The organism is Sphaerisporangium sp. NBC_01403, assembly GCF_045040145.1.
Lineage (GTDB): Bacteria > Actinomycetota > Actinomycetes > Streptosporangiales > Streptosporangiaceae > Sphaerisporangium > Sphaerisporangium viridialbum.
Genome location: NZ_CP109534.1, coordinates 934,277 through 959,266, shown reverse-complemented (window position 1 = coordinate 959,266; position 24,990 = coordinate 934,277). Strand labels below are relative to the sequence as shown.

Genomic DNA, 24,990 nt, shown 5'->3' with positions numbered 1-24,990 from the left:
CGAACGGCGAAGCGCCATTCTCGACATGCCATGCACCCCCTCTCCGCCGGGCGGCACCGCTCCTGGCTGCCAGGCGGTGTGGTCGCCGCCGTGCCACAGCCGACCTACGGCTACCGAGGCGAGGACGCCGATGACTCGTCCCTTGAGCTCGCATGAGCCAGTCCATCTGCCGCGTTACGAGGGCAACATGGCCGTATATCGCGCCAAATGCGGAATTGGGCAGATCGCGGACAAGGCGCCCACGTGCGGCTCACCTTTACCGCCTGGCCTTCCCTCCCCCGAGCCATCCGTCTTTCACTCCACAGACGAAGACACGCCATTGGACCGAGGTGAAGGCGAGGATTGGGCCGGACGGGTTCTTGCTGTCACGTAGCAGGACCGAAGGGGCCTGTACTCCTGCGTCTGAGGCGGTGCCCATCGTGGCTACCTCTACGCACTCCGATCCGTTGGCACTGCGCGTGCTCTTACGCCAATGGAGCTGCGACGCGTCCATCATGGATCCTGCCCCTTCCCGTCTCGGTCACCTGATCGCCTTCATCGCTGCGGCGAGGACAGCCACTGATTCATCCGGTGGCAGCGCAGCAGCGCGCAGATGGTCGAAAACCAGCGTATAGCGACGCACCTCCGTCGGTTTCTCTACGTACAGGTTTCCTGCGGGACTTTCCGCATAGACGACATCGGGGTCGCTTACGTCAGGGAATTCGATGATCGAGAACGGGCCGATAAGCCCGACGTGTGCACCCTTCGCGAATGGCAGGATTTGGATGGTGACAGCGAGCGAGCCGGCGGCCTCTATGAGTCGCTCCAACTGGGCCCGCATGACGGCGGAACCACCGATGGGACGGCACAGGACAGCCTCGTCAAGCACAGCCCACAGCTCAAGCGGGTGATCACGTCCGAGAGCTGCCTGACGTCTCATCCGGAGTGCGACGAGGCGGTCCACGCTGTCCTGGCTGTCCATGAGCCGGACAGCGCGAAGAAGGGCACGAGCATAGTCCTCGGTCTGCAGCAGCCCATGGACAAGGTTGGTTTGGTAGGTGCGCAATGATGCGGCCTCGGCTTCAAGACCCACGTACGTCTCAAACCCGGCGGGCAAGACGTCTTCGTAGTCCGTCCACCACCCTTTCTGCTGAGCGTCTCGCACCATGGCGAGAAGCAACTCCCGCTGATCTCCGTCAACGACTCCGTACATGTCAAGCATGTCCCGCACATCACGAAGCCGCGGCACGGTCTTCCCGGTCTCAATGCGGCTGATGGTCGACGCCGAGCGCTCCAGATGACGTCCAACCTCACCACTGAGACAGGTGGTTCCTCTCCGGTGACGCCGCAGGGCTGGAGCGGCTCAACACCGAGCAGCGCGACCTGGCCCGAGACCAGGCCGCTGAACTGGATCTCCCTCGCGTCGACTACTGGCTGTTCGATTCACGGTTCGCGCGAGCCACAGAAGGCCCTTCATGGCGTACGGTGACTATCTATACTCGGATCGTGATTGTCTACACTCAAATCATGGACGAGAGCACCGAGGCGGCGGGCGAGGCTCCGCTCGACTACGAGGCCATCCGGCAGCGCTTCCCCTGGGTCGGGCTAGGTCCCACCGAAGAGCACGATTTCTCCAAGACCTATCGCGAGGTAATGGCCGAGGCGCGTATGGGCAGGGAGATCATCGAGGCTGTGGAGACGATCAGGCGCAGTGCGTGAAGGAGCTCCTGATCGACTCTGGCCCCCTGATCGCCACCTACTCGCCGGGCGATCTTTACCATGTGCGCTGTAGCAGGCTCCTGGCAAGCTGGCCGGGGCCCCTCGTCGTCCCTGAGCCCGTGCTCGTGGAGACGTGTGGGTTCATCCGGAACAACTTCCGCCGGGGCGCCGACTACGAGGCACAGCTGCTCGACCATATGAGTTCGGGTTCCGGCCCCTTCAAAGTGGCCATGACGACCCATGAGGACCTGCTCCGCGTCGCCCACCTGGTCCGGCGGATGGCCAGCGCACCGATGGGGTACGTCGACGCCGCCGTGATCGCGATGGCCGAGCGCCTGCACATCACCGACGTCGCGACAGTCGACACGAAGCTCGTCGGCATGTCCGTCAGCGTCTCTAAGATCAAGCCGATCTCCTGGCTCTTGCCCGACCCCTCCTAGTTTCATTCAACGTCCGTGCGTGAGCCGGTGTCGGTGGGCAGAGCGCGGGTCTCCTCTGCTCACCGACGCCTCGATCGAACGTGTCGTGCCCGCGACGGGATCTTCGTTACGCAAGGGGAAGGTATTCGAACCAGTGGAAGTCGGCGACGTTGTCGCTGAGGTGGCCTTCGCCGGGGAGGTACATGCCGATGTAGGCGCCGATGAAGCCTCCGGCGAGGGAGGTGCTGAGGACGCGGCCGTCCACCGGTTCACCGAGCGGGTGCCACTCCCCCGGCGAGATGGCGTACGACATCTGGTACTCCTGCTCGTGCGCCTCGACGCCGAGCCAGAGCCGCCCGCCGGGCACGTCCGCCTGCGTGCGGTCGGCGCCACCCTCCCTCCTGACCACGACGAGCCCCCCGGTGGTCATGACCAGCAGGATGTGGAAGTCGTCGTTCTGCACCAGCGCCAGACCGGCACGCTCCCCACCCGAGGGGGTGAACTCCATGGCCGCGTGCACGGCGAAGTGGGCGTGCCGCTGCCGCCGGGCGACGAGGCTCGGATTGGGAAAGGGTTTGGGTGGGCAGAACGGCGTGCACCCGTCACGCGCTACACGGGCGGGTCCAATAAAGGGCGCCCAATGGTCCGCGTTCTCTCCTGAACAACGCGAAGGGCCTCGAAGCCTGTGTTTCCAGGGCTTATCGACGTACTTGAGTACGCGACGTTGCCGGAGGATCTTGATTAAGCGGGTGAGCCAGAAGAGCATGCCCACACCGGGAAGGCCGAATATCAGATAAGGGATCGTTGGCCGTCGATGCACTTGGCGTAGACCCTGAGCATCACATCAACGCCGTGACCCGCCCGTTTCGCGGCTTCGGGTGCGTGTCCGGGGACGTCTGCGCGGGACGGCCCCGGACGGTGCTACCAGTGCTACTTCGTTGTGCAGACAGTCCCGTTGAGGGTGAAGACGGCGGGGAGGATGTTCGGGCCGCTGTAGTTGCCGACGAAGCCGATCGTGGTCGACGCGCCGGTGGGCAGCGAGCCGTTGTTGGGCTCGTTGACGACCTTGACGTTCGAGCCGTTCTGCGTCCAGACGGCGCTCCAGCCGCTGCCCAGACTCTGCCACGTCCTGGGCCAGCTGAAGTTCAGGGTCCAGCCGTTGATCGGCGCGCCGTTGTTGGTGATGTCGATGGCGCCGACGTAGCCGTTGCCCCAGTCGGACTGGTCGGTCAGCCGTACCGTGCAGGAACTGGAGGCGGGCGTGCCGGTCGTGAACGTGAGAGGCGGGGAGGCCGACGAGACGCCGCCGCCGCTGTCCCGCGCGACCACGTTGACCGTGTAGCGCGTGCCCGGCTTGAGGTTGTTGACGGTGAGGGAGTTACCGGCGGTCTCACCGAGCTGCTCGCCGACGGCTCCGTCGTGGCGGTAGACCTCGTACTTCACGATCGGACGCGTCCCGGCGGAGGCGGCGGGCCAGGAGATCGTGGCGGTCTTGTCCGTCACGTTCGAGACCGTCGGCTGCCCCGGCGCGCCCGGCAGTCCGGTCTGCGCAGAGCTGGGATGCACAACGATCGTGGTCAGCGACAGCGGCGGCAGCGTCCGGCTGGTCGCGCTCCCCGAGGTCGAGCCGGTGATGTCGGTGGCGCCGTTGGTGTGGGTCAGCACGGTCGGCGCCCCGGAGGCCGGGCTGAAGCCGGAATAACCGATCGTGACCGGGAAGGACGTGTCGGGCGAGGTGTTGATCAACAGGACCGCCAGATCGCCGTTGGGGCGGCGGACGGCGTGCGCGCTGACCTTCGCCTGGTCGGTGGCGGCCCGGATGAACTGGTCGCCGGGACGGGCGAACCTGCTCGTCATCTGCAGCGCGTAGTACGGCGCGAAGGGTGTGTTCAAGGCCGGCTCGCACACGCTGCCGTCGGAGGTGCAGGTCGCGCTCGACAGCAGGCCGAAGTCGCCGTAGTCGGTGTGCCCCGCGACCTGCGTGACACTGCCGATGCCGTTGTGCACGTTCCACCAGTCGACCGTGAACACGCCGTTCGCGAGCAGCGTCGCGTAGGCGTCGGCGGCGGCGAGCGCACCGGGCTGGGTGTTCGTGCCGTTGCTGCTGGTCCCGGTGTTGAACTCGGTCATCGAAATGCCGATCCGCTCCGACCCGGGCCCCGCGTACTCGGCGATCTGCCGGCGGGTGAGATAGATCATGTCGGGCACGCGGCCGGCCTTGTCCAAGGCGCCGGGGTACCAGTGCAGGATCACATAGTCGATCTTCGGTCCGGCGATCGACAGGACGACCTTGTTCCAGGTTCCGTCGTCGCCGCCGGCGACCAGCCCGTCGGGCCAGTCGCCCGCTGTGGTCAGCACAGCGCCGATCTTGATGGTCGGATCCACCGCCTTCATCGCCTCGGCGTAGGCGACGACATTGCGCGCGTACTCGGCCGGGCTCTTGTCGGCGTGGTCGTCGGCCTCCCAGGCGGAGCCGTAGTGGCCGTTGCCGTAGTTCTCGTTGCCGATCTCCCAGTACTTGACGCCGTACTTCTTGGTGACGTTGGCGTAGCGGACCCAGCCGGCGGCCTCGCTGGCGGTGCCGGTGCCGTAGTTGGCGGTCACCATCGCCTGCGCTCCGGTGCGCCGCACGCCACGCATGAAGGTGTCGAAATCGGTGTTGGGAGCCACGTAGCCGCCGGGAGCGGTGTGGTCGGCCCAGTGATAGATGTCGGAGTAGGAGCCGCCGGGATAGCGCAGCAGCTTCACGCCCGCGTCCTTGAGCCGGTCCGAGGTCTCGTCGGTGCCCAGATTGCTGTCCCAGATCGCATGGTTGGTGCCGATGCCGGTTTCGGGGACGGTTGCGAGTGCGGCGCGCGCGTTGACGGTCACCGCGACCGGGGTGACGTCGTCGGCGTACGCGGGGGGAACGTTCAGGGCGACCAGGGTCAGCAGGACGGCGGACGCGATCCGTGAGGGGACATTGAGCATGGGCACACCTCGTCATGGGTAGCGGCAATTCAGTTGACGCTCCCTCCTGACCAGGGAGGCCCCATGATCCTGCGGGCTGGCGCCACGGGCGTCAACCGTCGGTGAAAGTTTCACTCTGTACGGTTGCCGTGCCGGGCGGATTCAGATCGCCCCGGCGTACATCCAGGCTCCGCCGTACCGGGTGAAACGCCTGTGCTCGATGCAGCGGGAATAGTGCCGGCCTGCCCGGTTACTCTCCGATTTCCGGATCAGGGGTCGGTGAGGAGGGCGAGGGCGCCCCGTGAACGGCTCTTGGCCAACAGAGGTGTCTCCTGTCTGATCGTGAAGGTCCGGGACGTGGGCCAGACTGGCACACGTCCCGGACGGACCCAGTGGCAGGGGGCGTCCTGCCCCTTCGGCTCAGGACTGGTTGAACAGCGAGAGCGTCAGGGTCGAGTGGTACTCCCCGGCGGCGACGTCGACCGGGGTGCGCAGCGCGAGGTCGGCGTTGACCTGGTGGGTGCCGATCTCGTCAGCGGAGTTCGCGGTCGAGACGAGCAGTTCCTGGCCCTGCAGACCCACGGCGGGTGCTCCGGTGCCGTCGGAGACGACACTGGAGACGGGCTCACCGGGCGCCACCGACCCGGTGGAGGAGCCGGTCAGCAGGTGCGGGGTCCATCCCAGGTACTCCGGGCCGATGGTCTTGGCCGGGTCGCCGGTCGCGACCAACTGGCTGGACTGGCCCACCACCGCCCAGAAGTCTCCCGCGGGGATCTCCTCGGGAAGGCGGGTGTCGGTCACCGTGACCGTCGGCAGGGTGCCGGTGAACTGGCGGGCGGCGGCGTTCGACCCGTTCTCCGCGAGGGTCACGCCGCTGTTGTCCGCCACGGTCATCGACACCTGACCGGGAACACGGAGGGGCTCGATCGTCACCGACACCTCGATCCCGTCGCTGTCAGGGTCGCCGTCCGCCATCGCGGGACCGGCCACACCGGCAAGCGCGAGGCCGAGCACCGATGCGGCGAGTATCTGGGCAGTTCTCTTGGTCTTCATTTGATCGCTCCATTTATGGGTGCAGGGCCGGGGCCGGCCGAATCGACCGGCCCCGGTTCACTAAGGGCGGCGTCCCCGGGCACCTACGGCGCATTTACCGTGGCCACCGCCGGTCCGGTCAGGCGCAGCTGGTCGCGGTGTAGGTGGCGTCGTAGGACGAGGTGACCTGCTTGCCACCGATCGTCGCGGTGCCCGTCACGGTCGCCGTGCCCGCGGCGAGCTGCCCGGTCCGGGTGTTGAAGGACTGGTACGCCTGCTTGCCCGTGGCCACGTCCGCCACGGTCTTGGCACCGTAGGCGGTCGACAGCGTCACGTTCGCCGGCACGGAGGCGTCGTTGACGGCCGTGACCGCCACGTACGCCGATGTGCCCACGCAGCGGGCCTGGGCGGTCACGGTCAGCGGAACACCGAGTGCGGTTCCGCTGAGTGCCACCGTGGTCGGGCTGTTGGCGGCGGTGCTTCGGACGACCAGGTTTCCGGTGTAGGTCGTGCCGGCGGTCGGCTTGAACGCCACGGACACGCTGCAGGAGGCGCCCGAGGCAAGCTGCCGGCCCTGGCACGTGTCATCGGAGACGACGAAGCCCGAGGGCACTTCGACAGAGTTGACGGTGATCGTGGACTGGCTGGTGTTGGTGAACCGCACCGCCATCGGGTCGCTCTGCTCCCCGGTCCGCTGATCTCCGAAGCTGAGTTCGGTGGAGCTGGGGGTCAGAGTGGCGACGGTGTCCAGGACCAGGGCCGGCTCGCCCTTGTACACCAGACGCCAGTCCACACGCGCGAACGCGGCCGGGTCGATGGTCTTGTGTTCCATCATCCAGTCGATGATCTCGTCCCTCACCTCGGTGAGGGGATTGAAGACGATCGGCGCGGTGGCGATGTGGGGCGCGTTGCCACCGCCGTTCTGGCGGTAGTTGTTGGTCGCGACCACGAACTCCTGGGCGGGGTCCAGGGGCGCCCCGTTGAAGGAGAGGTTGATGATCCGCTCCCCAGCGGGTTTGGAAACGTCGATGTCGTAGGTCAGTCCCCGTGCGACGTCGTAGTTGTACGCCGGGCCGTTACCGGTCACGGTGCCCGGCTTGTACGGGCCGGGAACCGACACCTGCTTCATGAACTTCGCCGACCACTCCAGGAAGTCCTTCATCTGGGCGCCGTTCATCTTCACGCCGATCAGCGTGTTGTCGTAGATGTACGCTCCCGCCATGTCACGGATCGTGACGTTCCCCTTCGGGATGACGGCCTTGGCGTCGAAAGGCGCAGCCAGGGAGAGGACCGGAAGGGATGCTTCGGGCGTGCCCGCCAGGCCCTTCTTCACGACCTCCGCCTGGACGTAGTTGATGAAGTCCAGTGCGGCGACGTCCTTGTAGTGGGCCTCCCGCATCGGCATGGTCTCGAGAGACGTGCCGATGACACCGTTGACGTGATCGACCACCTTCTGGTGCGCCGCGCCGGTCAACGTGATGATCTTCGGGTCGTCGGTCGCGGTGCTCGCCTGCAGCAGCTTGGACGATTTCGAGGCCACGCTCCACTGACCGTCGACCTTCGCGAGATCGATGTCGACCACACCGAGAACCTTGCCCCAGGAGCCTGCCTGGGTGACAAGCACCTGCTTACCGGTGGCCTTGTTGGTGACCAACTGCTGCGGGATCTCGCTGTGAGAATGCCCGGCGATGATCACATCGATGCCGGGGACCTCCTGGGCGAGCAGCGTGGAGGCATTCTCGGGGAACGGGATCTGGTCGCCGTACGACGAGCCCGTGCTGGTGCCGGAGTGGACGGAGGCGACGAGGATGTCCACACCCTGGTCGCGGATGATCGGTACGTACTTCTTCGCTTCTTCGACGATCCCGTTGAAGCGAAGCCGCCCTTCAACGCTGGACTTGTCCCAGATGGCGGAGCCAGGTGTGGTCAGACCGAGGATGCCCACGCGGATCGGATCGTGCCCCTCGATCGACATCGTCTTGATGATGTAGGGGGTGAAAGCGGGCTCGCCGCTGTTCCAGTCGTGAACGTTGGCGCCGAGTATCGGGAAGTCGACCTGCTTTTCGAACGCTCGCAGAGTCTCGACCCCGTAGTTGAACTCGTGGTTGCCCAAGGTCATGACGTCGTAGCCGATCGCGTTCATCGCCTCGGCCATCGGGTGGATCGTGCCCTTGGTTATCGGCTCGGTCCTGGCGTAGTAGGTACCCAGCGGCGTGCCCTGGATCGTGTCGCCGTTGTCGAGCAGCAGAGTGTGGTCTCGGCCCTTCTCGACCCGGACCTTTTCGACGAGGCTGGAGACCCTGCTCAGGCCACGCCCCGTGTCCGGTTTATCCGCGTAGTAGTCCCAGTTGAAGAGGTGGGTATGTAGATCGGTCGTGTTCATGACCGTGACGGAGACGCTGTCGTCAGAGCTCGGCTCGGCGTGGGCGACCGGCAGTCCGATCGCGGCGAGGCACGCGAGCCCAAGGGCGACGATGCCTACTCGTCTCTGGTAGGCGGTCGAGGCTCTTAACACGTGACGGTCCTTCCTATCGGGTTGATCAGGGTTCGCAAGTCTGGGAGAAAAGTACAAATCATGTCAAGCAGGCACATTGACGTACTAACGTGAACAATGTTGGACAATTATTTAGCGGGGAGATGGCCGGGGCATGCACCGGGTTCATGCCTGCAACCTGCGACTTTCCAGGTCGGCCCGGCCGGGGGATCGACGATGAGTCCGCGGTTCGCCCCTTCCTGCTCGCGGTCACGGACCCACCGGCCGACGCGTCGCAATGCGGACCCCTGTGGCCGGCAAGTTCGACGCGTCCTGGCATTGCAATCCCCGTTCACCTTTGTGTTGGGGGCGGGCCAGGTCATCGAGGGCTGGGACAAGGGTCTGCGTGACATAAAGGTCGGTGGCCGGCGCGAACTCGCCATCCCGGCCGCACAGGCCTACGGCGCAGCCGGAAAACGCGCGATCCCGCCGAATGAGCCGCTTGTCTTTCTGGTTGACCTACTCGCGGTTAAGGCCGTTCACTGACCATTGATTACCGACTCAGTCGCCATGACGGCATCTCGCGCTCCGCGGCAGGCGTCGGGCCACTGTGCCCCGTCATAGATTCAGGGGCCGGAGGGTGTCGGCGCGAGCCCCGGAGGGCCGGCGGCGAGGTAGCGGACGACCTGGTGCAGGCGGCAAGAACGGTGACCCGGCGTTAGACGCCCGGCAGGGGGAGGTATTCGAACCAGTCGAAGTCGGCGACGTTGTCGCTCGGGTGGCCTTCGCCGGAGAGGTACATGCCGATGTAGGCGCCGATGAAGCCTCCGGCGAGCGAGGTGCTGAGGACGCGGCCGTCCACCGGGTCGCCCAGCGGACGCCACTCCCCCGGCGAGATGGCGTACGACATCTGGTACTCCTGCTCGTGTGCCTCCACGCCGAGCCAGAGCCGCCCGCCGGGCACGTCCGCCTGCGCCAGCGTGCGGTCGGCGCCGCCCTCCCTCCTGATCACGACGAGCCCCCCGGTGGTCATGACCAGCAGGATGTGGAAGTCGTCGTTCTGCACCAGCGCCAGACCTGCACGCTCCCCACCCGACGGGGTGAACTCCATGGCCGCGTGCACGGCGAAGTGGGCGTGCCGCTGCCGCCGGGCGACGAGGCTCGGATTGGTCCATTCGGTGAGCGACTCCGGCCGTCCCCGCAGCCGCAGGTGCCCGGGGCGCTCGGTGAGCGTCCAGTACGGCTCGCGCGGCGTGCGCAGGTGGTTCCAGTCGGGCGCCAGCCGTACGGCGTCGAAGTTGTCGCAGGCGGGCGCGGCCGGCCACCGGTGCACGGGAAGGTCCGGCCCCTCGGCGGTGAGCTCGACCGGGCCGGGGACGGGCCAGCCGTCCTCCCACCGCACCGGCGTCAGGAACGTCTCGCGGCCGAGGTTGTAGTGGTAGCCGCCGTACGGCCGCATGGCGAGGAGCACCATCCACCACTCGCCGCCCGGTGTCTGGACCAGGTCCCCGTGGCCGGTGCCCACGATGGGGTGGTCGCGGCCGAGGTTGCGGTGGGTGAGGACCGGGTTGCGCGGGTTCCCGGTGTACGGCCCGGTCACCGTGTCCGCGCGGGCGACGCTCAGGGCGTGGTCGTGCTCGGTGCCGCCCTCGGAGGCCAGCAGGTAGTAGGTGCCGTCGACCTTGTAGATGTGCGGCCCCTCGGCCCAGATCGCGCCCTTGACCGCGCCCTCCCAGAGCACGTGCTCCTCGCCGACGAGCTTCATGCCGTCGAGGTCCAGCTCGCGGAGCCAGACCTCGGTGTGTCCCTCGTACCGCTGTGGCCGGGCGGGGCGGGTGCCGTGCGCCCACGCCCGGCCGTCGTCGTCGAAGAACAGGGACGGGTCGAACCCCTCGGTGTCGGACAGCCAGTAGGGCTCGCTCCACGGCCCGGCGGGGTCGGTGGCGGTGACGAGGAGGTTGCCCGACTCCATCAGCCCGTCCACCAGGGTGGTGACCAGATAGAACACGCCGTCGTGGTGCCTCAGCGTGGGCGCGTAGATGCCTCCGCTCGGCCGTATGCCGTCCACGGGAAGCTGGGACGCCCGGTCGAGCGCGTGCCCGATCTGCCGCCAGTGCACCAGATCTCTGCTGTGGAAGACCGGCACGCCGGGGAACCACTCGAAGGTCGAGGTCACCAGGTAGTAGTCCTCGCCCACCCGGCAGATCGATGGGTCCGGGTGGTACCCCGGCAGGATCGGGTTGCTGAAGCGCACCGCACGCGGCCTTTCGTCTGCTTATCTGGTCAGTTCGAGCACTCCCCAGCCCGCCGTGCTGAGGTAGGACTGGCCGGAGGCGTCGTTCCAGGTCACGGCCCCCGTACGGGCGGCGGCGGTCGCGTCGTTGACCTGGATGTCGAAGCCCAGGAGGCTTCCGGCGGCCAGCGTGACCGTCGGCAGCCTGATCGACGCCTCGACGGCATAGCCGCCCGGAACGATCTTCGCCGCGCTCGTCAGGTTGTCCTTGACGGCGAAGGCGTCGAAGGTGCCGCCGACGGTCTGCTTCCCGGAGAAGGACACGCGGTACTGCCCGTCGTCATCGTCGTACCCCTTGGTCTTGCCGTTCCCGGGGTCGGCGAAGATCTCGACGGAGTCCTGCTCCCACGGGTTGGGCGAGGCCTCGCTGAGCGCGGGGTCGGTGACGCGCGCGAGCACGTACAGGTGCCCGGCGTCCCACATCGCGCGGACGGTGGCGGTGGCACCGGTGGTGCCCTGGATCCAGGTGGCGGTGCGGATCTCCGGGGCCTTGGCCCAGGCGGCGTCGGCGACCCCGTCGATGACCGGCGTGCCCCTGCGCGCCGTGGCCAGGCTCACCGCCGGGGTGAGGGTCAGCTCTCCCTTCCAGGAGACCTCCCCCCTGACGTCGTGCACGACCAGCTCGAAGGGGACCTTCCCGCCGAGCGCCGCCCCGGCGGGAAGGAGTGCCTCCACGCGGTAGCCGCCCTTGACGGCCCGCGTGTCGTACCATCGGGCACCGCCGTCACGCTTCATGACGTGGGCGGTGCCACCGGCCCGCAAGGTCACCGTGTCCGCCTTGTCGCGCGACGGGTCGCGCACCTCGGCCAGCACGGCGAGGCCGGCGGGAGACCAGCGGGCCTGGAACCCGGCGGCGAGGTCGCCCACCCGGGCGACCGGCGCGTCGGGCAGCAGGTCCCACTGCCGCTCGCGCTCCCCGTCGATCTTGACGGTGCCCTTCGGCGCGTCGAGCCTCCGCGTCAGCGGCGGCAGCCGCGACGGGTCGGCCACGCCCCAGTACGCCGGCTTGGCCTGGAGTTCGTCGTCGAACAGCACCGGCGGGTTGAGCCGGGTGATCGGGAAGGAGGACAGCCAGGTGGCGTCGTCGGCGAGGCCCCACACCGTCACCGAGGACAGGTGGGAGGCCTGCCGGCGTAAGACGTCGAAGATCTCCTTGTAGCGGTACCCCTGCTGGGCCAGCACTTCGGCGGGCACGGTGGCGTAGGAGGAGGCGAAGTCGGTGTAGACGCTGACGTCCAGCTCGGTGACCTGCTGGTCCACCCCGAGCCCCGCGAACAGCTCGATGGTCTTCTCGATCTCGGCTGCCGGGGCCTGCTCGATGTTCACGTGGAGCTGGTGGCCGACGGCGTCGACCGGCACTCCCTCGCCCCTGAGCTTCCTGACCAGGTTGTAGACGGCCTGGCGCTTGCGCGGCAGCTCGGTGTTGTAGTCGTTCAGCACGAGCTTGGCGGCCGGGTCCACCTGGTGGGCGACGCGGAACGCCGTGCGGATGAAGTCGTAGCCGGTGATCAGGAACCACGGGCTGCGGCGCATGCCGTCGGGCTGGTTCTCGTCCACGACCTCGTTGACGACGTCCCAGGTCTGGATCCTGCCCTTGTAGCGGCCGACGACCGCTCTGATGTGGTTCTCCAGCCGCTTCAGCAGCAGGGCCTTGTCGGCGGGGGTGGCGGTCAGGTCGCGGTCGCCGTCCTTGAACACCCAGTCGGGGGTCTGGCTGTGCCAGGCGAGCGTGTGGCCGCGGAACTTCAGGCCGTGCTCGGTGGCGTAGTCCACCAGGTGGTCGCCGTCGCCGAAGGTGAACTCGCCCTCGCGCGGCTCGGTGGCGTCCCACTTCAGCGCGTTGCCCGGGGTCACGCTGTCGAAGTGCTTGGTGAGCAGTCGCCCGTGCTCGCCGAGGGTCTGGGCCCGCGCGACCGCCGCTCCCACGTCGAAGGGCAGCCCGTCCTTGAGCGAGGGGATGTCGGTCTGGATCGGCTTCGGCGGCACGTACGCCAGTGTGAAGTCGTCGATCGAGAACGGGAAGGTGCCGCTTCCGGACTCCACGTAGACGCTGAGGAAGTCCACGTCGTAGGCCAGCGTGTATGAACCTTTCAGCTGGACCCACTGCCCGGCCGTGATCGCGGTGGGGGCCACCACGCGGTCGTAGCTCGCCGTACCGGCGAGGCGGCGCTCCACCGACAGGCCCAGCTCGCCGGCCGCCGTGTCCGGCCCGAGCCGCACCCAGATCGACAGCGTGTACTTCGACCCCTTGGTCATCTTGCCGAGGACCTTGAGGGAGGGCCCGTCCCAGGAGGCCGACCTGCCCGTGGCCAGCAGGCTCGCGGTGCCGCCGTGGGCCTCCGCCGTGCTGACCGTCAGCGAGGCCGAGCCGCGCGCCGTCCATCCCTGCGTGGTGCCGCTCTCGAAGTCGGTGGTCACGCCGGACTGCCCGGGGTCGGCGTCGGCGGTGATCGTGATGTCGTCCAGGTAGTACTCGCCGGTGGCCTCCGAGCTCTCGGCGTAGAGCTGTAGCTCGGTGGAGTCCTCCGCGTAGGTGTACGTGCCGGCCATCTCGGTCCAGGCCGCGTCGGTGACCGTGGCGGCGCCGACCCGCTCGTACGTGGTCGTCCCGCCGGCGGACGTGCGCTGCACGGTGAGCGCGACCGTGCTGGACGGCTGCCCGGCGGCCAGGCGCGCGTAGGCGGTGACGGAGTACGCCACCCCCTTCTCCAGCGGCGGGCTGATGGACGCTCCGTGCCAGGTCTCGGTCCTGCCGGTGGTCAGCAGGGAGCCGCTTCCCGTGTGGGCCACGTCCGGGGCCACCCTGACCGCGACCCCGGAACCTCGTGGCCCCCATCCCTGCGTGGTGCCGTCTTCGAAGTCATATTTCGCGATCTGTACGGCCTGCGCAGATACCGCCTGCGCCGCAGGGAGCGACAGGACGGATAAGGGCAGGCATAACAGGACAGCCGCCACCCAGGAACGGGGCAACCGCATGCTGGTCTCCTCAAGGTCAGGTAGATGAGCCAGGTCGAGCGAGGGGTCAGGTCAGGTTGGAGGTCAGGAGGTCGATCAGCGGGCCGCGCCGCACGCAGTTCCCGAGCGCGAAGGAGTCGGCCAGCGCGACCAGCTCACCGTCGTCCAGCCCGCCGAACAGGGAGGCGTACTCGGGCACGAGCGCCTGCGCGATGAGGATGTGCCGGATCAGGTCGTCCACCTGGTAGCGGGCCCCCCACGGGTACGGCTCCCAGAGGGGGAACTCGCCCTCCATGAACCGGTGGAGCGGGGTGAGCACGTCGCCCGACTCCTCCATCGTCGAGCCCCACCGGTCGGCCCCGAGCCGCTTCTTCTTGGCCACGAAGTCGCCGAAGCGGCTCAGGTACGGCCCGGCGGGGTCGGCGTGCACCAGGCCCTGGAGCCCCACATCCTTGTACGTCCACAGCGACCAGCCGGCCTCGTACCCGTCGAAGATCTCCAGCTGGTCGGCGAGTATCCGGTAGCGCTGCTCGTCCACGGCCGGGTCCCCGGTGTAGACCGGGCCGAATTCCCCCACCCACAGCGGCGTGCCGGTCTCGCGCTGGAAGGTCGTGCGCTTCTCGAAGGCCCGCTCCAGTTGCTCCCGGTCCACCCACTCCCCCCGCGTGTACCCCGGGTACGGCCCGCCGTGGGCGAACCCGGCCAGCGCGTAGTCGTGGCAGACGAACACCGTGTTCTCGTACACCTCGCGGAAGATCGAGAAGTCGGTGGAGTAGGTGTTGCCGTCCAGGAAGAGCACGTGGGACGGGTCCACCGCGCGCAGCGCCTTGACCAGGCGGTCGTAGAAGGGCCCGATCACCCGCCCGGCGGCGTCGCCCGGCTCGTTGACCGGGTTGTACCCCGCCACCCAGGGGTGGTCCTTGTAGTGGTCGGCGATCGCCTCCCACAGGTGGACGGCGCGGTCCTGGAAGTGCCTGTGCTGCCAGAACGACGCCACGTGGGTGGGGTTGTCGGAGTGCCAGTGCTGGTTCTGCGCGCCCGGCAGCGCGTGCAGGTCGATCACGCTGTAGATCCGGTGCTCCGCCAGCAGGCCGATGACGCGGTCGAGGTGGCGGAAGCCGTCCTCGATGATCTCCATCGGCCGGTCGTCGGACTCGAGGTGCCGGTAGTTCACCGGGATGCGCACGCAGTTGGCGCCCATGCCCGCGAGCAGGGCGGCGTCCTCGGGGCCGAAGAAGGAGGTCAGCAGCCGGTCGAAGAACAGCTCCTGCCGCTCCTGGCCCAGCACGCTCCGCACGGCGTCGCGCATGGACGCCTCGTTGGCCGGGTAGCCGGTGATGAAGTTCTCCATGTTCATCCAGCCGCCGAGGCCCACCCCCCGCAGCCGCACGGAGCTTCCGTCGGCCGCGACGAGGCGGGATCCGGACACACGCAGGGTCATTCGGCACTCCTTGGTGAGAAGCCGTGAAGCTCGATGGACCGGGAGAGGCGCGAGGTCATCCCTTCGTCGCTCCCGCCGTGAGGCCGCCGATGAGCTGGCGCTCGGCGACGGCGTAGAACGCCAGGGCGGGCACCATCGCGAGCACGACGTAGGCGAGGATGCGCGCCGTGTCCGAGGAGTACTGGCCGTAGAACTGCTGGACGCCGAGCGGGATGGTCCACCAGTTGGGGTCGTTGAAGATGACCAGCGGCAGGAAGAAGTTGTTCCAGCTCGCCACGATCGCGAGCACCGACACCGTGGCCAGGGCGGGCCGTGCCATCGGCAGCAGGATCCGCCAGAAGAATCCGAAGGTGGTGCAGCCGTCGATCGTCGCGGCCTCTTCGACCTCGCGCGGGATCGTCCTGAAGAACGACCTCAGGATGATGATCGTGACCGGCAGGCCGAAGGCGGCCTGGGGCAGGATCACCCCGAACGGGTTGTCCAGGAGCCCGAGGGTCCGCAGCAGGATGAACAGCGGCAGGATCGCCACCGCGAAGGGGAACATCAGCCCGATCGCGAACAGCGTGAACAGGAACTCCCTGCCCCTGAACGCGAAGCGGGCGAACACGAAGGCCGCCATGGCCGACAGGCCGACCACGATGGCCGTCGTCGCCAGCGCGATGAACGTGCTGTTGAGCAGCTGGCGCCAGAACGAGCCCGAGGTGATGACGTCGGTGTAGTTCTCCGGCACCCACGGCGAGGGCGGCCCGAAGGGGTTGGTCGAGAGCTGGCTGGTGTCCTTGAAGCCCCCGACCAGCCCGAACACGAACGGCACGACGATGAACGCGCCGAGCACCAGCACGATCGCGTGCAGCGAAAGGGATCTGAGCCACGAGAGCCGCAGGGGGGCGGGCGGGCGGGCGTGCCCGGGCGCCTGGGCGGGCGCGCTCATCGCTGGTCTCGCATGGTGGTGATCGCTCCTTCGGTGTCGCGGCGCAGGACGAACCGCTGGTAGGCCAGCGCGAAGACGAGGCTGATGAGGAACATCACGACGCTGATCGCGCTGGCGTAGCCGACCTGGGACCGCTTGAAGCCGAACTGGAACATCGTCACGGCCATCGTCTCGGAGGAGTGGATCGGCCCTCCGCTGGTGAGCACCCACACCAGGTCGAACAGCTGGATCGCCCCGATGACGGAGAGGAAGACGCTGATCCTGATCGTCGGCCCGAGCAGCGGCAGGGTCACGTAGCGGAACTGCGTCCAGCTCCCGGCGCCGTCGATCGCGGCGGCCTCGCCCAGCTCCTTCGGGATGCTCTGCCGGCCCGCGAGGTAAAGGATCATGTGGAAGCCGAAGTACTTCCACGTCATGACCAGGAACAGCGACATCATGACGGTGGAGGGCTCGGCGAGCCAGCTGGACTGCAGGACGTCCAGGCCGGTGGCGCCCAGTATCTGGTTGGCCAGGCCCGCCTCCGGGGAAAGGATCATGGTGAACAGGACCCCGGTGATCACCTCGGACAGCACGTAAGGGGCGAAGAACAGCAGCCGGTAGAACGCCCGCCCGCGCATCTTCTGGTTGAGCAGCATGGCGATGGCCAGCGCCAGCGGGAGCTGGACGGTGATCGACAGGACGATCAGCACCAGGCCGCGCCACAGGTCCCCGACGAACACCTCGTCGTCGAACATCCGGGTGAAGTTGTCGAGCCCGACGAAGTCGGACGGCAGGCCACCGAGGCCGTTCCACTTGAACACGCTGGTGTACATGGCGACGGCGATCGGCGCGAGTACGAGCAGGCCGAACAGCACCAGCGCGGGGAGCAGGAACAGCGTGATCGTCACCAGGCCCCCGAACCGGCGGCGGCGGGCCGACCAGGCGGCCACCGGACCGGCTCCTCGCGGCGCTCCCGCCGTGGCAGCCGGTCGTACATCCGTCAGCGCCGGACGTGTCATCTCACTCCATTCCGCCGGCGGGCCGGACTGTCCGGTCCGGCCCGCCCGTGTCGTCTCCTACTCGGACTTGGCCGTCTGGGTGATGGCCTGCGCGACCTGCTCGGGGGTCTTGGAGCCCGCGATGAGCGCCGCCACGCTGTCGTTGACCTCCTGGCCCACGGCCGGCGGGTAGGCCTGGTCGAGGTAGAGCTGGAACCCGGTCGCGGCCGCGAGCGCCTTGGCCACCACTGCGAGATTCGGGTCCTTGACCGAGTCCTCCTCGCCCTTGAGCACCGGGAGGAGCGCGCCGGTCTCCACCGCCTGGCGGTGGATGTCGCTCTGGGAGATGAACTTCAGGAAGTCGACGGCCGCGGGCGGCGCGTTGACGCCCACCGCGTACCCCCCGCCGCCGCCGAAGGCGTCCGTCGCCGAGCCCTTGCCGCCCTCGACCGAGGGGAAGCCGAAGAACCCGAGGTTGTCACCGAGGCCCTTGCCGGAGTCCTTCTCGACGGTCGGAGCCCACTGGCCCATCAGCTCCATGGCGGCCTTGCCGTTCCCCATGGTCGCGGCCTGGCCGTCGGGCGTGGAGTACCCGGCGCCGAGGAAGCCCTTCTGGAACGGCTGGAGGTCGACCAGCTCCTTCAGCCGCGTGCCGGCCGCCACGAAGTCGGGCTTGGTGAAGTCGTCGTCGATCGCGGCCTGCTTGAGCGCGTCGAGCCCGGCGATGCGCATGGCCAGGTAGGCCCAGTAGTAGTGGCCGGGCCACTTCTCCTTGCCCGCCAGGGCGATCGGGGTGATCCCGCCGGCCTTGAGCTTCTTGACGGCGTCGAGGTACTCGGTCCACGTGGCCGGGGGCGTGGTGACGCCCACCTTGGCGAACAGCGCCTTGTTGTACCAGAAGCCCACCATGCCGATGTCGCTGGGAATCGCGTAGGTCTTCTGGTCGAACTGGTAGGCCTGCATCGCGGCCGGGGTGAAGTCGGCGATCCAGGTGGCCGCCTCGGACGAGAGGTCCTTGACCAGCCCGGCGTCGATCTGCTGCTTGAGCACGCCGCCGCCCCAGGTGGAGTAGATGTCCGGCGTCTTGCCCGACTGGGTGACCGTCGAGAGCTTCGCCTTGAATGCCTCGTTCTCGATGGGTACGTTCTTGATCGTGACGTTCGGGTGCGCGGCCTCGTACTCCTTGACCTTCTGCGCCCAGAACGACTTCAGCGGTTCCGTCGTGGAGATGTTCCACCACTCGACGGTGACCTTCCCGGCGGAGGAGGACCCGCTGCCCGTGCCCTCCGTGTCACCCGTGCTCGCCTGGCCGCCGCACCCCCCGAGAAAGAGCGCGGCCGCCGCCAGTAACACCACACCTCGCCGACTCAACGACATCTCCGTGGTTCCCTTCCTCTATCTACGGACCCGCTGCGAGAGCCGGGAGACCCGCGCTCTGAAACTTTCTTTGATTCCCCCGAATGTTTCGTGACCCGGAGAGTACGTAAAGCGCTCGTAACGCGTCAATAGCCGCGCATGTCTCGTTAGGGAGACCCAGGGCAGCGCGGGCGGGTGGATCGGATCGGCGAGGGGGGCCCACTGAGGGATATTCCGAAAGCTTTCGGATACACTCCGTCGCATGTCAGCGAAGAGGCGGGTCACGATCGCTCTGATCGCCGAGGAGGCCGGGGTTTCGGTCCCGACGGTCTCCAAAGTCGTCAACGGGCGCCCGGAAGTCGCACCAGAGACGCGCCGGCGGGTCGAGCGTCTGCTTCACGAACACGGCTACAAGCGGCGCACCGGCCAGGGCGACGGCCCGGTGGGCCTGATCGACCTGGTCTTCGCCGAGATCGAGAGCCCCTGGGCGATGGAGATCATCCGAGGGGCCGAGACCGCCGCCCGCGAGGCCGAGGCGGCCGTGGTCGTCTCGGTCCTGCACACCCACTCCGGGCCCGGCCGCGACTGGCTCGACCGCATCGCGGCCCGCCGTACGGACGGGGTGGTGCTGGTGGCCTCGCGGCTGACCCGCCGGCAGCACGGCCAGCTCCTCGCCCGTTCCATCCCCTTCGTCATCGTCGACCCCGAGGGCGAGCCCGCCGCGGACGTGGCCTCGGTCGGGGCGACCAACTGGCACGGCGGGCTGGCGGCCACCCGCCACCTGCTGGAGCTCGGCCACCGCCGCATCGGCATGATCGGCGGGCCGCCCGAGATGCTGTGCAGCCGGGCGCGCATCGACGGCTACCGCGCGGCGCTGGAGACCGCCGGGGTGACGGTCGACCCCGAGCTGATCCGCTACGGCGACTTCCTGGTGGACTCCGGCCACGTGCACGGCAAGGCGTTCCTTGAGCTGCCCGAGCCGCCCACGGCCATCTTCGCGGGCAGCGACATGCAGGCGTTCGGCGTGTTCGAGGCCGCCCGGCGGGCCGGGCTGCGCGTCCCCGACGACCTGAGCGTGGTCGGGTTCGACGACCTGCCGCTCGCGCGCTCGGCGTGGCCGCCGCTGACCACGGTGCGCCAGCCGCTGGAGGAGATGGCCGCGCTGGCGACCCGCATGGCGCTGGAGATCTCCCGCGGGGACTCCCCCGAGACCCGGCGGGTCGAGCTGGCGACCGACCTGCTGGTCAGGGACAGCACCGCCCCGCCGCCTTCCCGCTAACGCATCCGAAAGTTTCGGCACCTCCTCAGCGATTGCAACGGGAGGTCTTGACGTATGCCCCGAACCCGTTTAGGTTTCAGGGCGCGAAAAGTCTCGTAAATCTTCTGAAACTTTCGGAAGGAATCCGAGTGCCCAGACGAGCGCACGGCGGGCTCACGGTCACGGTCTTCCGCAACGCGGACGGCGGCCAGGTGGTCGAGATCCTCAACACCGGCACCACGGCCGTCACGACCGACCTGCTCACCGGAGGCGACGGCCGCGCCACCGCCTACCTCACCGACGCGACCCACTCGGTGACGCCCGTCGCCGCCGCCCACGGGCGGGGAGGACGGCTGCGGGCCGATCTGGCCCCGCGCTCGCTGACCACCATCGTCCTCGGCGGCGGGGGGCACGCCGGATGATCCGCGTCGCCATCGTCGGCACGGGCGGCATAGCGGGCGCGTGCCACCTGCCCGCCCTCGCGGGGGAGCGCCACCGGGCCGAGGTCGTGGCCGCCGTCGACGTCGACGGCTCGCGGGCCAAGTCGTTCTGCGCCGAGCACGGCATCCCCGAGGCGTACACCGACCTCGGCGAGATGCTGGCCCGCGAGCGGCCGGACCTCGTCCACGTCTGCACACCGCCGTACGTCCACGCGCGCCAGGTCGTGGAGTGCCTGCGCGCCGGGACGTGGGTGTGGTGTGAGAAACCGCCGTGCCTGTCACTGGCGGAACACGATCGGATCACGGCGGCGGAGCGCGGCACCTTCGCCGCCGTGGTCTTCCAGCACCGCTTCGGCTCGGGGGCCCGCCATCTGCGCCGCCTGGCCGAGAGCGGTGAGCTCGGGCGCCCGATGGTCGCCCTGTGCGTCACGGCGTGGCACCGCGACAGCAGGTACTACTCGGTGCCCTGGCGCGGCACGTGGGAGACCGAGGGCGGCGGCCCGACGATGGGGCACGGCATCCACCAGATGGACCTGATGCTGTCGGTGCTCGGCGACTGGGAGGAGATCCGCGCCATGGCACGCCGGATCGACCGTCCTGTGGAGACCGAGGACGTGTCCATGGCGTCGGTCAGGTTCGAGAGCGGCGCCATGGCCTCGGTGGTCAACAGCGTGCTCTCCCGCCGCGAGGAGAGCTACCTGCGCTTCGACTTCGCCGAGGCGACCGTGGAGCTCAGGCACCTGTACGGATACGGCAACCACAACTGGACGTGCACTCCCCCGGCTCTGTGGAACCCACCGGACGACGTGCCCAGCTCCCACGCCGCCCAGCTCTCCGCCCTGCTGGACGCCTACGAGCGGGGCGAACGGCCGCCCATGAGCGGCGCGGAGGGCCGGCAGGCGCTGGAGCTCGTCACCGGTCTGTACGCCTCGGCGTTCACCGGCCGGCCCGTACGGCGGTCGGAGCTGACCGTCGAGAACCCCTTCTACCACCGCCTCGACGGCGGGGTGAGCCTGTGATCCTCAAGGACACCGGTGCCGAGCTGGTCGCCGAGGCGGGCGGCGTCGAGCTGATGCGGTACGTCTACCGGCCCGAGATGCCCGCCTTCGAGGGGTCCAAGCCGTACTTCCACCCGTTGCGCACGCTCGCGGGCGACGTCGTCACCGCCTACCGGCCGCACGACCACCGCTGGCACAAGGGCCTGCAGATGACGGTCTCCCATCTGTCGGGCCAGAACTTCTGGGGCGGCGGCAGCTACGTGCGCGAGCGGCGGGGCTACGCCGACCTGCCGAACGTCGGCACCATGCGCCATGAGGAGTTCACCTCCCCCGGCCGCGAGCGCCTGACCTGGCACACGCAGGCGGGAGAGCACTGGGTGGACGAGGAGCGGGAGCTGGCCGTGCGGGACGTCGAGGACGGCTCCTGGGCGCTCGACTTCTCGACCTCGATCACCAACGTGCGCGGGGAGCCGCTGCGCTTCGGCAGCCCGACCACCGAGGGCAGGCCCATGGCCGGGTACAGCGGGCTGTTCTGGCGGGGCCCGAGGTCCTTCACCGACGGCCGGGTGATCGCGGCGGACGGGCAGGGCGGCCCCGAGATGATGGGGCGCACCGCGTCCTGGCTCGCCTACACCGGCGAGCACGACGAGGTGGACCGCGCCTCGACCCTGCTCTTCCTCGCCGAGCCGGGCACCACCTGGTTCGTGCGCACCACCCCCTTCGCCGCCGTGAACCCCTCGCTGGCGTTCTTCGAGGAGGTCGAGCTGCCCCCCGGCGGGACGGCGCGCCACCGCTACCGCGTGGTGGTCGCGGACGGCGCCTGGGACCGCGACCGGCTTTCGGCGTACGTGCTCGCCCACCCGCTGGAGGGACGTCCATGAGCTTCCCCGGGGGCGTCGGCGTGTCGGGGCTGCGGGTCTACGACTGGGCCTCGGCCGACGGCGTCTGCGGCGGCTCCCCGCACATGCACCTGCTCTGCTCGGAGGCCTACATCGTGGTCGAGGGCACCGGGGCGGTGCAGACGCTGACCTGGGACGGGTACACCGAGACGCCGCTGGAGCCCGGGGCCGTCGTGTGGTTCACCCCCGGGACCGTACACCGGCTGGTCAACGACGACGGGCGGCTGAGGATCGTGGTCGTCATGCAGAACAGCGGCCTGCCCGAGGCCGGGGACGCGGTCTTCACCTTCCCGCCCGCCGTGCTGGCCGACCCGGCCATGTACGGCGAGATCTCCGCGATCACCGGGCCGAAGGACGCGCGGCGCCGCCGTGACGTGGCGATCGAGGGCTTCCTGGAGCTGCGCGAGCACGGGCGCGACGCCCTCGCGGCGTTCCACCGCGAGGCGGCGCGCATCGTCTCGGGCAAGCTGGACGCCTTCGAGAAGCGGTGGAGGGAGGGGGCCCTCCAGGCCGCCGAGGTCACCGGCGTCCACCTCCAGGCGCTGCGCGAGGGGGACGCGGACCACCTCAGGGAGGCCCGGATCATGACGTCGTTCCCCGAGGCCAGGCTGGGCATGTGCGGCAGGCTCGACACCTACCTGCTCGACGGCTGACCGGGCTCCAACAATGGACAGACAGGGGTCTAAGGCGGTAGCCATGTCCAACCGCGTTTTCCAGGACAGGCGGGACGCCGGCCGCGTCCTGGCGGGCCTCCTGCGGCACCACCAAGGCCGTCCCGGCCTCCTCGTCCTCGGGCTCGCTCGGGGCGGCGGAGGAGTACTACCGCACGATGTTCGGCGGGCGGGCCTCGTCCTGGAACCTCCGCGACGGCCACATGGCCCAGACCCTGGAGGCGCTGGCCGACCACCTCGGCCGCAGGCAGGGCCGCCCGGCGAAGATCGTCGTGTGGGCGCACAACTCCCACGTCGGCGACGCCCGCATGACCGAGGCCGCGTCGCGCGGGGAGGTCACCATCGGACAGCTCGTCCGCGAGCGGTATCCGCGCGAGTGCCGTCTGATCGGCTTCACCACCTACACGGGCACGGTGACGGCGGCCGACGACTGGGGCGGCCCCGCCGAGCGCAAGCGGGTACGACCGGCGCTCCCTGAGTCGATCGAGGAGCTCAACCACGAGGCCGGGAGGAAGGAGTTCATGATCTCCCTCGGCGTCGCGCCACGGGCCGCCGAGGCGCTGCGCAGGGCCCGCCTGGAACGGGCGATCGGCGTGATCTACCGGCCGCGGACCGAGCGGCGGAGCCACTACTTCCACGCCCGCGTGTCGGAGCAGTTCGACGCGGTGATCCACATCGACGAGACGCACGCGGTCGAACCCCTGGAGCGCACCGCCGGCTGGGAGGCGGGAGAGGCCCCCGAGACCTACCCCTTCGCCGTGTGACGCGGCATCCACTACGAGGGCTGGGACGTCAACCGGGTGCCGGTGAAGATGAGCAGATCTCGTAGCCGGGCGCCGTCACGGCCCGGATGCGCGGCTTACGCGGCCGTCAGGGGACGGAACGGATCTTCCATACGAGGCTCGCGCCGAGCAGCGCCAGCACGGCCGAGGTGAGATAGAGCACGGGATAGCCGCCGAGGCTCGCGACGATCGGGCCCGCGATCACCGGGCCGAGCACCTGCGGGCCGGAGTTGGCGATGTTGATGACCCCGAGGTCCTTCGCCCGGCCGGCCGCGGCCGGGAGCACCTGGGTGACCAGGGCGTTGTCCACCGAGAGGTAGATGCCGAAGCCGACGCCCATGATCACCGCGGCCACCATGACCATCGTCCACTCGGGCCAGAAGGCCATGATCACCGCGGGCACCGCGCTGATGAAACCCGACACCGTGACGAAGGTCCTGCGGCGGCCCAGGCGGTCGGAGACGACCCCGCTGACCACCGTGGTGAGCACGACCGCGGCCGTGTAGATCAGGATGAGCACGAGCAGGCCGTCCTCGGCCTTCTGACCGGGGAACCGCCGCTCGTAGTGGACGGCGTCGGTGAGGAAGTAGAGCAGGTAGAGCAGGGCGACGGCGTTGCCGAGCTGCATCAGGAACCGCGTCAGCCAGGCCCAGGCGAAGTCCGGGTGCCGGCGCGGGCTGATCCAGAAGCCGCGCAGGAACTCCCTGGCGTCGAACGGGGCCCGATGCCCGGCGGGCAGCCGCGCGTCCGGAGTGCTGAGCACGAACGGGAGCACGCACAGCGGCACCAGCGCGCCGATCAGCAGATATCCCGACCTGGTGGTCGTGGCGACCATCGTCACGAGCACGACCGCCAGCACCACCCCCAGCGTCTGCGGGATGCCGATCCACCCGGACACCTGACCGCGCTGGCTCACCGGCACGTGGTCGGGCACGCCCGCCGTGAGCGAGGCCTGCATGGCGTTGAGCCCGGCCTGCGCGAGGCACCACCCGATCGCCACGCCCGCGACCGTGCCCTGGAACGCGAGGAAGACCAGGCCGAGGCCGCCCGCGACCGCGCCCGCCAGCGTCCAAGGGTGGCGCCTGCCGAAGCGCCCGGCCGTACGGTCGGACAGGGCTCCGGCCACCGGGTTGAGGACCATGGCCACGGCGGCGCCGATGCCGGTCACCCAGGCGAGGGCGGCCTCCTTGCCCAGAGGGTCCGCGGCCGCGATCTGCTGGGGCAGCAGCACCTGCAGCGGACCGAAGTAGGCCATCCACAGGGCGAGGTTCGCCAGCGAGATGAACGTGATCCAGCGGGGGCCCACCCGCCGTACGGGCTCGGCGAGGGCGAGGGGGACGTCAGGGCGCGGCGTGACCGGGGGGACAGCACTCACCAGCGTGGCTCCAGGTAATGAGACGTGCTGGGATCGTAGTGGC

22 protein-coding genes and 1 pseudogene are annotated in these 24,990 nt (G+C 68.9%); 10 read left to right on the top strand and 13 right to left on the bottom strand.

Annotated features, from left to right (window positions below):
• Positions 1 to 30: 30 nt before the first annotated feature.
• Entirely contained in the window at positions 31 to 156 is a 126-nt protein-coding gene (locus OG589_RS04095; protein WP_405146290.1) for a hypothetical protein, read from the top strand.
• 100 nt (positions 157 to 256) lie between these two features.
• Here the strand turns inward: OG589_RS04095 and OG589_RS04090 are convergent, their stop codons facing one another.
• Both OG589_RS04090 and OG589_RS04085 read right to left on the bottom strand, forming a co-directional pair.
• The gene (locus tag OG589_RS04090) at positions 257 to 493 is read right to left on the bottom strand and encodes a DUF397 domain-containing protein (RefSeq protein ID WP_405151954.1); all 237 of its coding nucleotides are present in this window, start codon (positions 491 to 493) and stop codon (positions 257 to 259) included.
• A gap of 27 nt (positions 494 to 520) precedes the next feature.
• Positions 521 to 1,330, bottom strand: coding sequence for a helix-turn-helix domain-containing protein (locus OG589_RS04085; RefSeq protein WP_405151953.1), 810 nt, complete (start codon positions 1,328 to 1,330; stop codon positions 521 to 523).
• Positions 1,331 to 1,506: 176 nt separating this feature from the next.
• On the opposite strand from OG589_RS04085, the gene OG589_RS04080 reads away from it, so the two are divergent.
• The gene (locus OG589_RS04080; RefSeq protein ID WP_405146289.1) at positions 1,507 to 1,698 is read left to right on the top strand and encodes a hypothetical protein; all 192 of its coding nucleotides are present in this window, start codon (positions 1,507 to 1,509) and stop codon (positions 1,696 to 1,698) included.
• Positions 1,695 to 2,138: a type II toxin-antitoxin system VapC family toxin gene (locus tag OG589_RS04075; protein ID WP_405146288.1), complete on the top strand. Its 444-nt coding sequence runs from the start codon at positions 1,695 to 1,697 to the stop codon at positions 2,136 to 2,138. Before OG589_RS04080 ends, OG589_RS04075 begins: the two co-directional genes overlap by 4 nt.
• 106 nt (positions 2,139 to 2,244) lie before the next feature.
• On the opposite strand, the gene OG589_RS04070 is transcribed toward OG589_RS04075, so the two are convergent.
• The 4 genes from OG589_RS04070 to OG589_RS04055 form a co-directional block, all read right to left on the bottom strand.
• On the bottom strand, positions 2,245 to 2,883 hold the full coding sequence (locus tag OG589_RS04070; RefSeq protein WP_405146286.1) for a hypothetical protein: 639 nt from the start codon (positions 2,881 to 2,883) through the stop codon (positions 2,245 to 2,247).
• A gap of 164 nt (positions 2,884 to 3,047) precedes the next feature.
• Positions 3,048 to 5,087 (bottom strand): cellulose binding domain-containing protein, encoded by a 2,040-nt coding sequence (locus OG589_RS04065; protein WP_405146284.1) that lies wholly within the window; start codon positions 5,085 to 5,087, stop codon positions 3,048 to 3,050.
• A gap of 399 nt (positions 5,088 to 5,486) precedes the next feature.
• Complete coding sequence (locus tag OG589_RS04060; protein WP_405146282.1) at positions 5,487 to 6,119, bottom strand: hypothetical protein; 633 nt, start codon at positions 6,117 to 6,119, stop codon at positions 5,487 to 5,489.
• 118 nt (positions 6,120 to 6,237) lie between these two features.
• The gene (locus tag OG589_RS04055; RefSeq protein WP_405146280.1) at positions 6,238 to 8,613 is read right to left on the bottom strand and encodes a 5'-nucleotidase C-terminal domain-containing protein; all 2,376 of its coding nucleotides are present in this window, start codon (positions 8,611 to 8,613) and stop codon (positions 6,238 to 6,240) included.
• 297 nt (positions 8,614 to 8,910) lie between these two features.
• Here OG589_RS04055 and OG589_RS04050 point away from each other — a divergent pair, with 297 nt between their 5' ends.
• The gene (locus tag OG589_RS04050; RefSeq protein ID WP_405146278.1) at positions 8,911 to 9,117 is read left to right on the top strand and encodes an FKBP-type peptidyl-prolyl cis-trans isomerase; all 207 of its coding nucleotides are present in this window, start codon (positions 8,911 to 8,913) and stop codon (positions 9,115 to 9,117) included.
• 172 nt (positions 9,118 to 9,289) lie between these two features.
• Here the strand turns inward: OG589_RS04050 and OG589_RS04045 are convergent, their stop codons facing one another.
• The 6 genes from OG589_RS04045 to OG589_RS04020 form a co-directional block, all read right to left on the bottom strand.
• On the bottom strand, positions 9,290 to 10,825 hold the full coding sequence (locus OG589_RS04045) for a glycoside hydrolase family 43 protein (protein ID WP_405146276.1): 1,536 nt from the start codon (positions 10,823 to 10,825) through the stop codon (positions 9,290 to 9,292).
• Between the two features lie 21 nt (positions 10,826 to 10,846).
• Positions 10,847 to 13,840 carry an endo-1,4-beta-xylanase gene (locus tag OG589_RS04040; protein WP_405146274.1) on the bottom strand — a complete coding sequence of 998 codons (2,994 nt, stop codon included), beginning with the start codon at positions 13,838 to 13,840 and terminating at the stop codon, positions 10,847 to 10,849.
• A gap of 46 nt (positions 13,841 to 13,886) precedes the next feature.
• Positions 13,887 to 15,260, bottom strand: coding sequence for a glycoside hydrolase family 5 protein (locus OG589_RS04035; RefSeq protein ID WP_405146272.1), 1,374 nt, complete (start codon positions 15,258 to 15,260; stop codon positions 13,887 to 13,889).
• 55 nt (positions 15,261 to 15,315) lie between these two features.
• A complete protein-coding gene (locus OG589_RS04030; protein ID WP_405146271.1) occupies positions 15,316 to 16,191 on the bottom strand; it encodes a carbohydrate ABC transporter permease in 876 nt (291 codons plus the stop codon).
• Positions 16,188 to 17,120, bottom strand: coding sequence for a carbohydrate ABC transporter permease (locus tag OG589_RS04025; protein ID WP_405146269.1), 933 nt, complete (start codon positions 17,118 to 17,120; stop codon positions 16,188 to 16,190). The genes OG589_RS04030 and OG589_RS04025 overlap by 4 nt, the downstream gene beginning before the upstream one ends.
• A 126-nt stretch (positions 17,121 to 17,246) precedes the next feature.
• Positions 17,247 to 18,539, bottom strand: a complete 1,293-nt coding sequence (locus tag OG589_RS04020) for an extracellular solute-binding protein (protein WP_405146267.1) — start codon at positions 18,537 to 18,539, stop codon at positions 17,247 to 17,249.
• 247 nt (positions 18,540 to 18,786) lie between these two features.
• Between OG589_RS04020 and OG589_RS04015 the strand changes: the two genes are divergently transcribed.
• The 6 genes and pseudogenes from OG589_RS04015 to OG589_RS03990 all read left to right on the top strand — a co-directional run.
• Positions 18,787 to 19,803 (top strand): LacI family DNA-binding transcriptional regulator, encoded by a 1,017-nt coding sequence (locus tag OG589_RS04015; protein ID WP_405146265.1) that lies wholly within the window; start codon positions 18,787 to 18,789, stop codon positions 19,801 to 19,803.
• Between the two features lie 128 nt (positions 19,804 to 19,931).
• Positions 19,932 to 20,204 (top strand): hypothetical protein, encoded by a 273-nt coding sequence (locus OG589_RS04010; protein WP_405146264.1) that lies wholly within the window; start codon positions 19,932 to 19,934, stop codon positions 20,202 to 20,204.
• Complete coding sequence (locus tag OG589_RS04005; RefSeq protein ID WP_405146262.1) at positions 20,201 to 21,241, top strand: Gfo/Idh/MocA family protein; 1,041 nt, start codon at positions 20,201 to 20,203, stop codon at positions 21,239 to 21,241. Before OG589_RS04010 ends, OG589_RS04005 begins: the two co-directional genes overlap by 4 nt.
• The gene (locus tag OG589_RS04000; RefSeq protein ID WP_405146260.1) at positions 21,238 to 22,101 is read left to right on the top strand and encodes a PmoA family protein; all 864 of its coding nucleotides are present in this window, start codon (positions 21,238 to 21,240) and stop codon (positions 22,099 to 22,101) included. The genes OG589_RS04005 and OG589_RS04000 overlap by 4 nt, the downstream gene beginning before the upstream one ends.
• Positions 22,098 to 22,772 (top strand): cupin domain-containing protein, encoded by a 675-nt coding sequence (locus OG589_RS03995; protein WP_405146259.1) that lies wholly within the window; start codon positions 22,098 to 22,100, stop codon positions 22,770 to 22,772. Before OG589_RS04000 ends, OG589_RS03995 begins: the two co-directional genes overlap by 4 nt.
• A 164-nt stretch (positions 22,773 to 22,936) precedes the next feature.
• Positions 22,937 to 23,554: pseudogene (locus OG589_RS03990) on the top strand (erythromycin esterase family protein); the annotation flags it as partial.
• Between the two features lie 106 nt (positions 23,555 to 23,660).
• On the opposite strand, the gene OG589_RS03985 reads toward OG589_RS03990, so the two are convergent.
• A complete protein-coding gene (locus OG589_RS03985) occupies positions 23,661 to 24,947 on the bottom strand; it encodes an MFS transporter (protein WP_405146257.1) in 1,287 nt (428 codons plus the stop codon).
• Positions 24,948 to 24,990 lie beyond the last annotated feature (43 nt).

Coding starts and splice junctions, on each gene's coding strand:
- OG589_RS04095 (WP_405146290.1), top strand. CDS start 31: ATGCACCCCCTCTCCGCCGGGCGGCACCGCTCCTGGCTGCCAGGCGGT.
- OG589_RS04090 (WP_405151954.1), bottom strand. CDS start 493: ATGGACGCGTCGCAGCTCCATTGGCGTAAGAGCACGCGCAGTGCCAAC.
- OG589_RS04080 (WP_405146289.1), top strand. CDS start 1,507: ATGGACGAGAGCACCGAGGCGGCGGGCGAGGCTCCGCTCGACTACGAG.
- OG589_RS04070 (WP_405146286.1), bottom strand. CDS start 2,883: ATGCTCTTCTGGCTCACCCGCTTAATCAAGATCCTCCGGCAACGTCGC.
- OG589_RS04065 (WP_405146284.1), bottom strand. CDS start 5,087: ATGCTCAATGTCCCCTCACGGATCGCGTCCGCCGTCCTGCTGACCCTG.
- OG589_RS04060 (WP_405146282.1), bottom strand. CDS start 6,119: ATGAAGACCAAGAGAACTGCCCAGATACTCGCCGCATCGGTGCTCGGC.
- OG589_RS04040 (WP_405146274.1), bottom strand. CDS start 13,840: ATGCGGTTGCCCCGTTCCTGGGTGGCGGCTGTCCTGTTATGCCTGCCC.
- OG589_RS04035 (WP_405146272.1), bottom strand. CDS start 15,260: ATGACCCTGCGTGTGTCCGGATCCCGCCTCGTCGCGGCCGACGGAAGC.
- OG589_RS04030 (WP_405146271.1), bottom strand. CDS start 16,191: ATGAGCGCGCCCGCCCAGGCGCCCGGGCACGCCCGCCCGCCCGCCCCC.
- OG589_RS04015 (WP_405146265.1), top strand. CDS start 18,787: ATGTCAGCGAAGAGGCGGGTCACGATCGCTCTGATCGCCGAGGAGGCC.
- OG589_RS04005 (WP_405146262.1), top strand. CDS start 20,201: ATGATCCGCGTCGCCATCGTCGGCACGGGCGGCATAGCGGGCGCGTGC.
- OG589_RS03995 (WP_405146259.1), top strand. CDS start 22,098: ATGAGCTTCCCCGGGGGCGTCGGCGTGTCGGGGCTGCGGGTCTACGAC.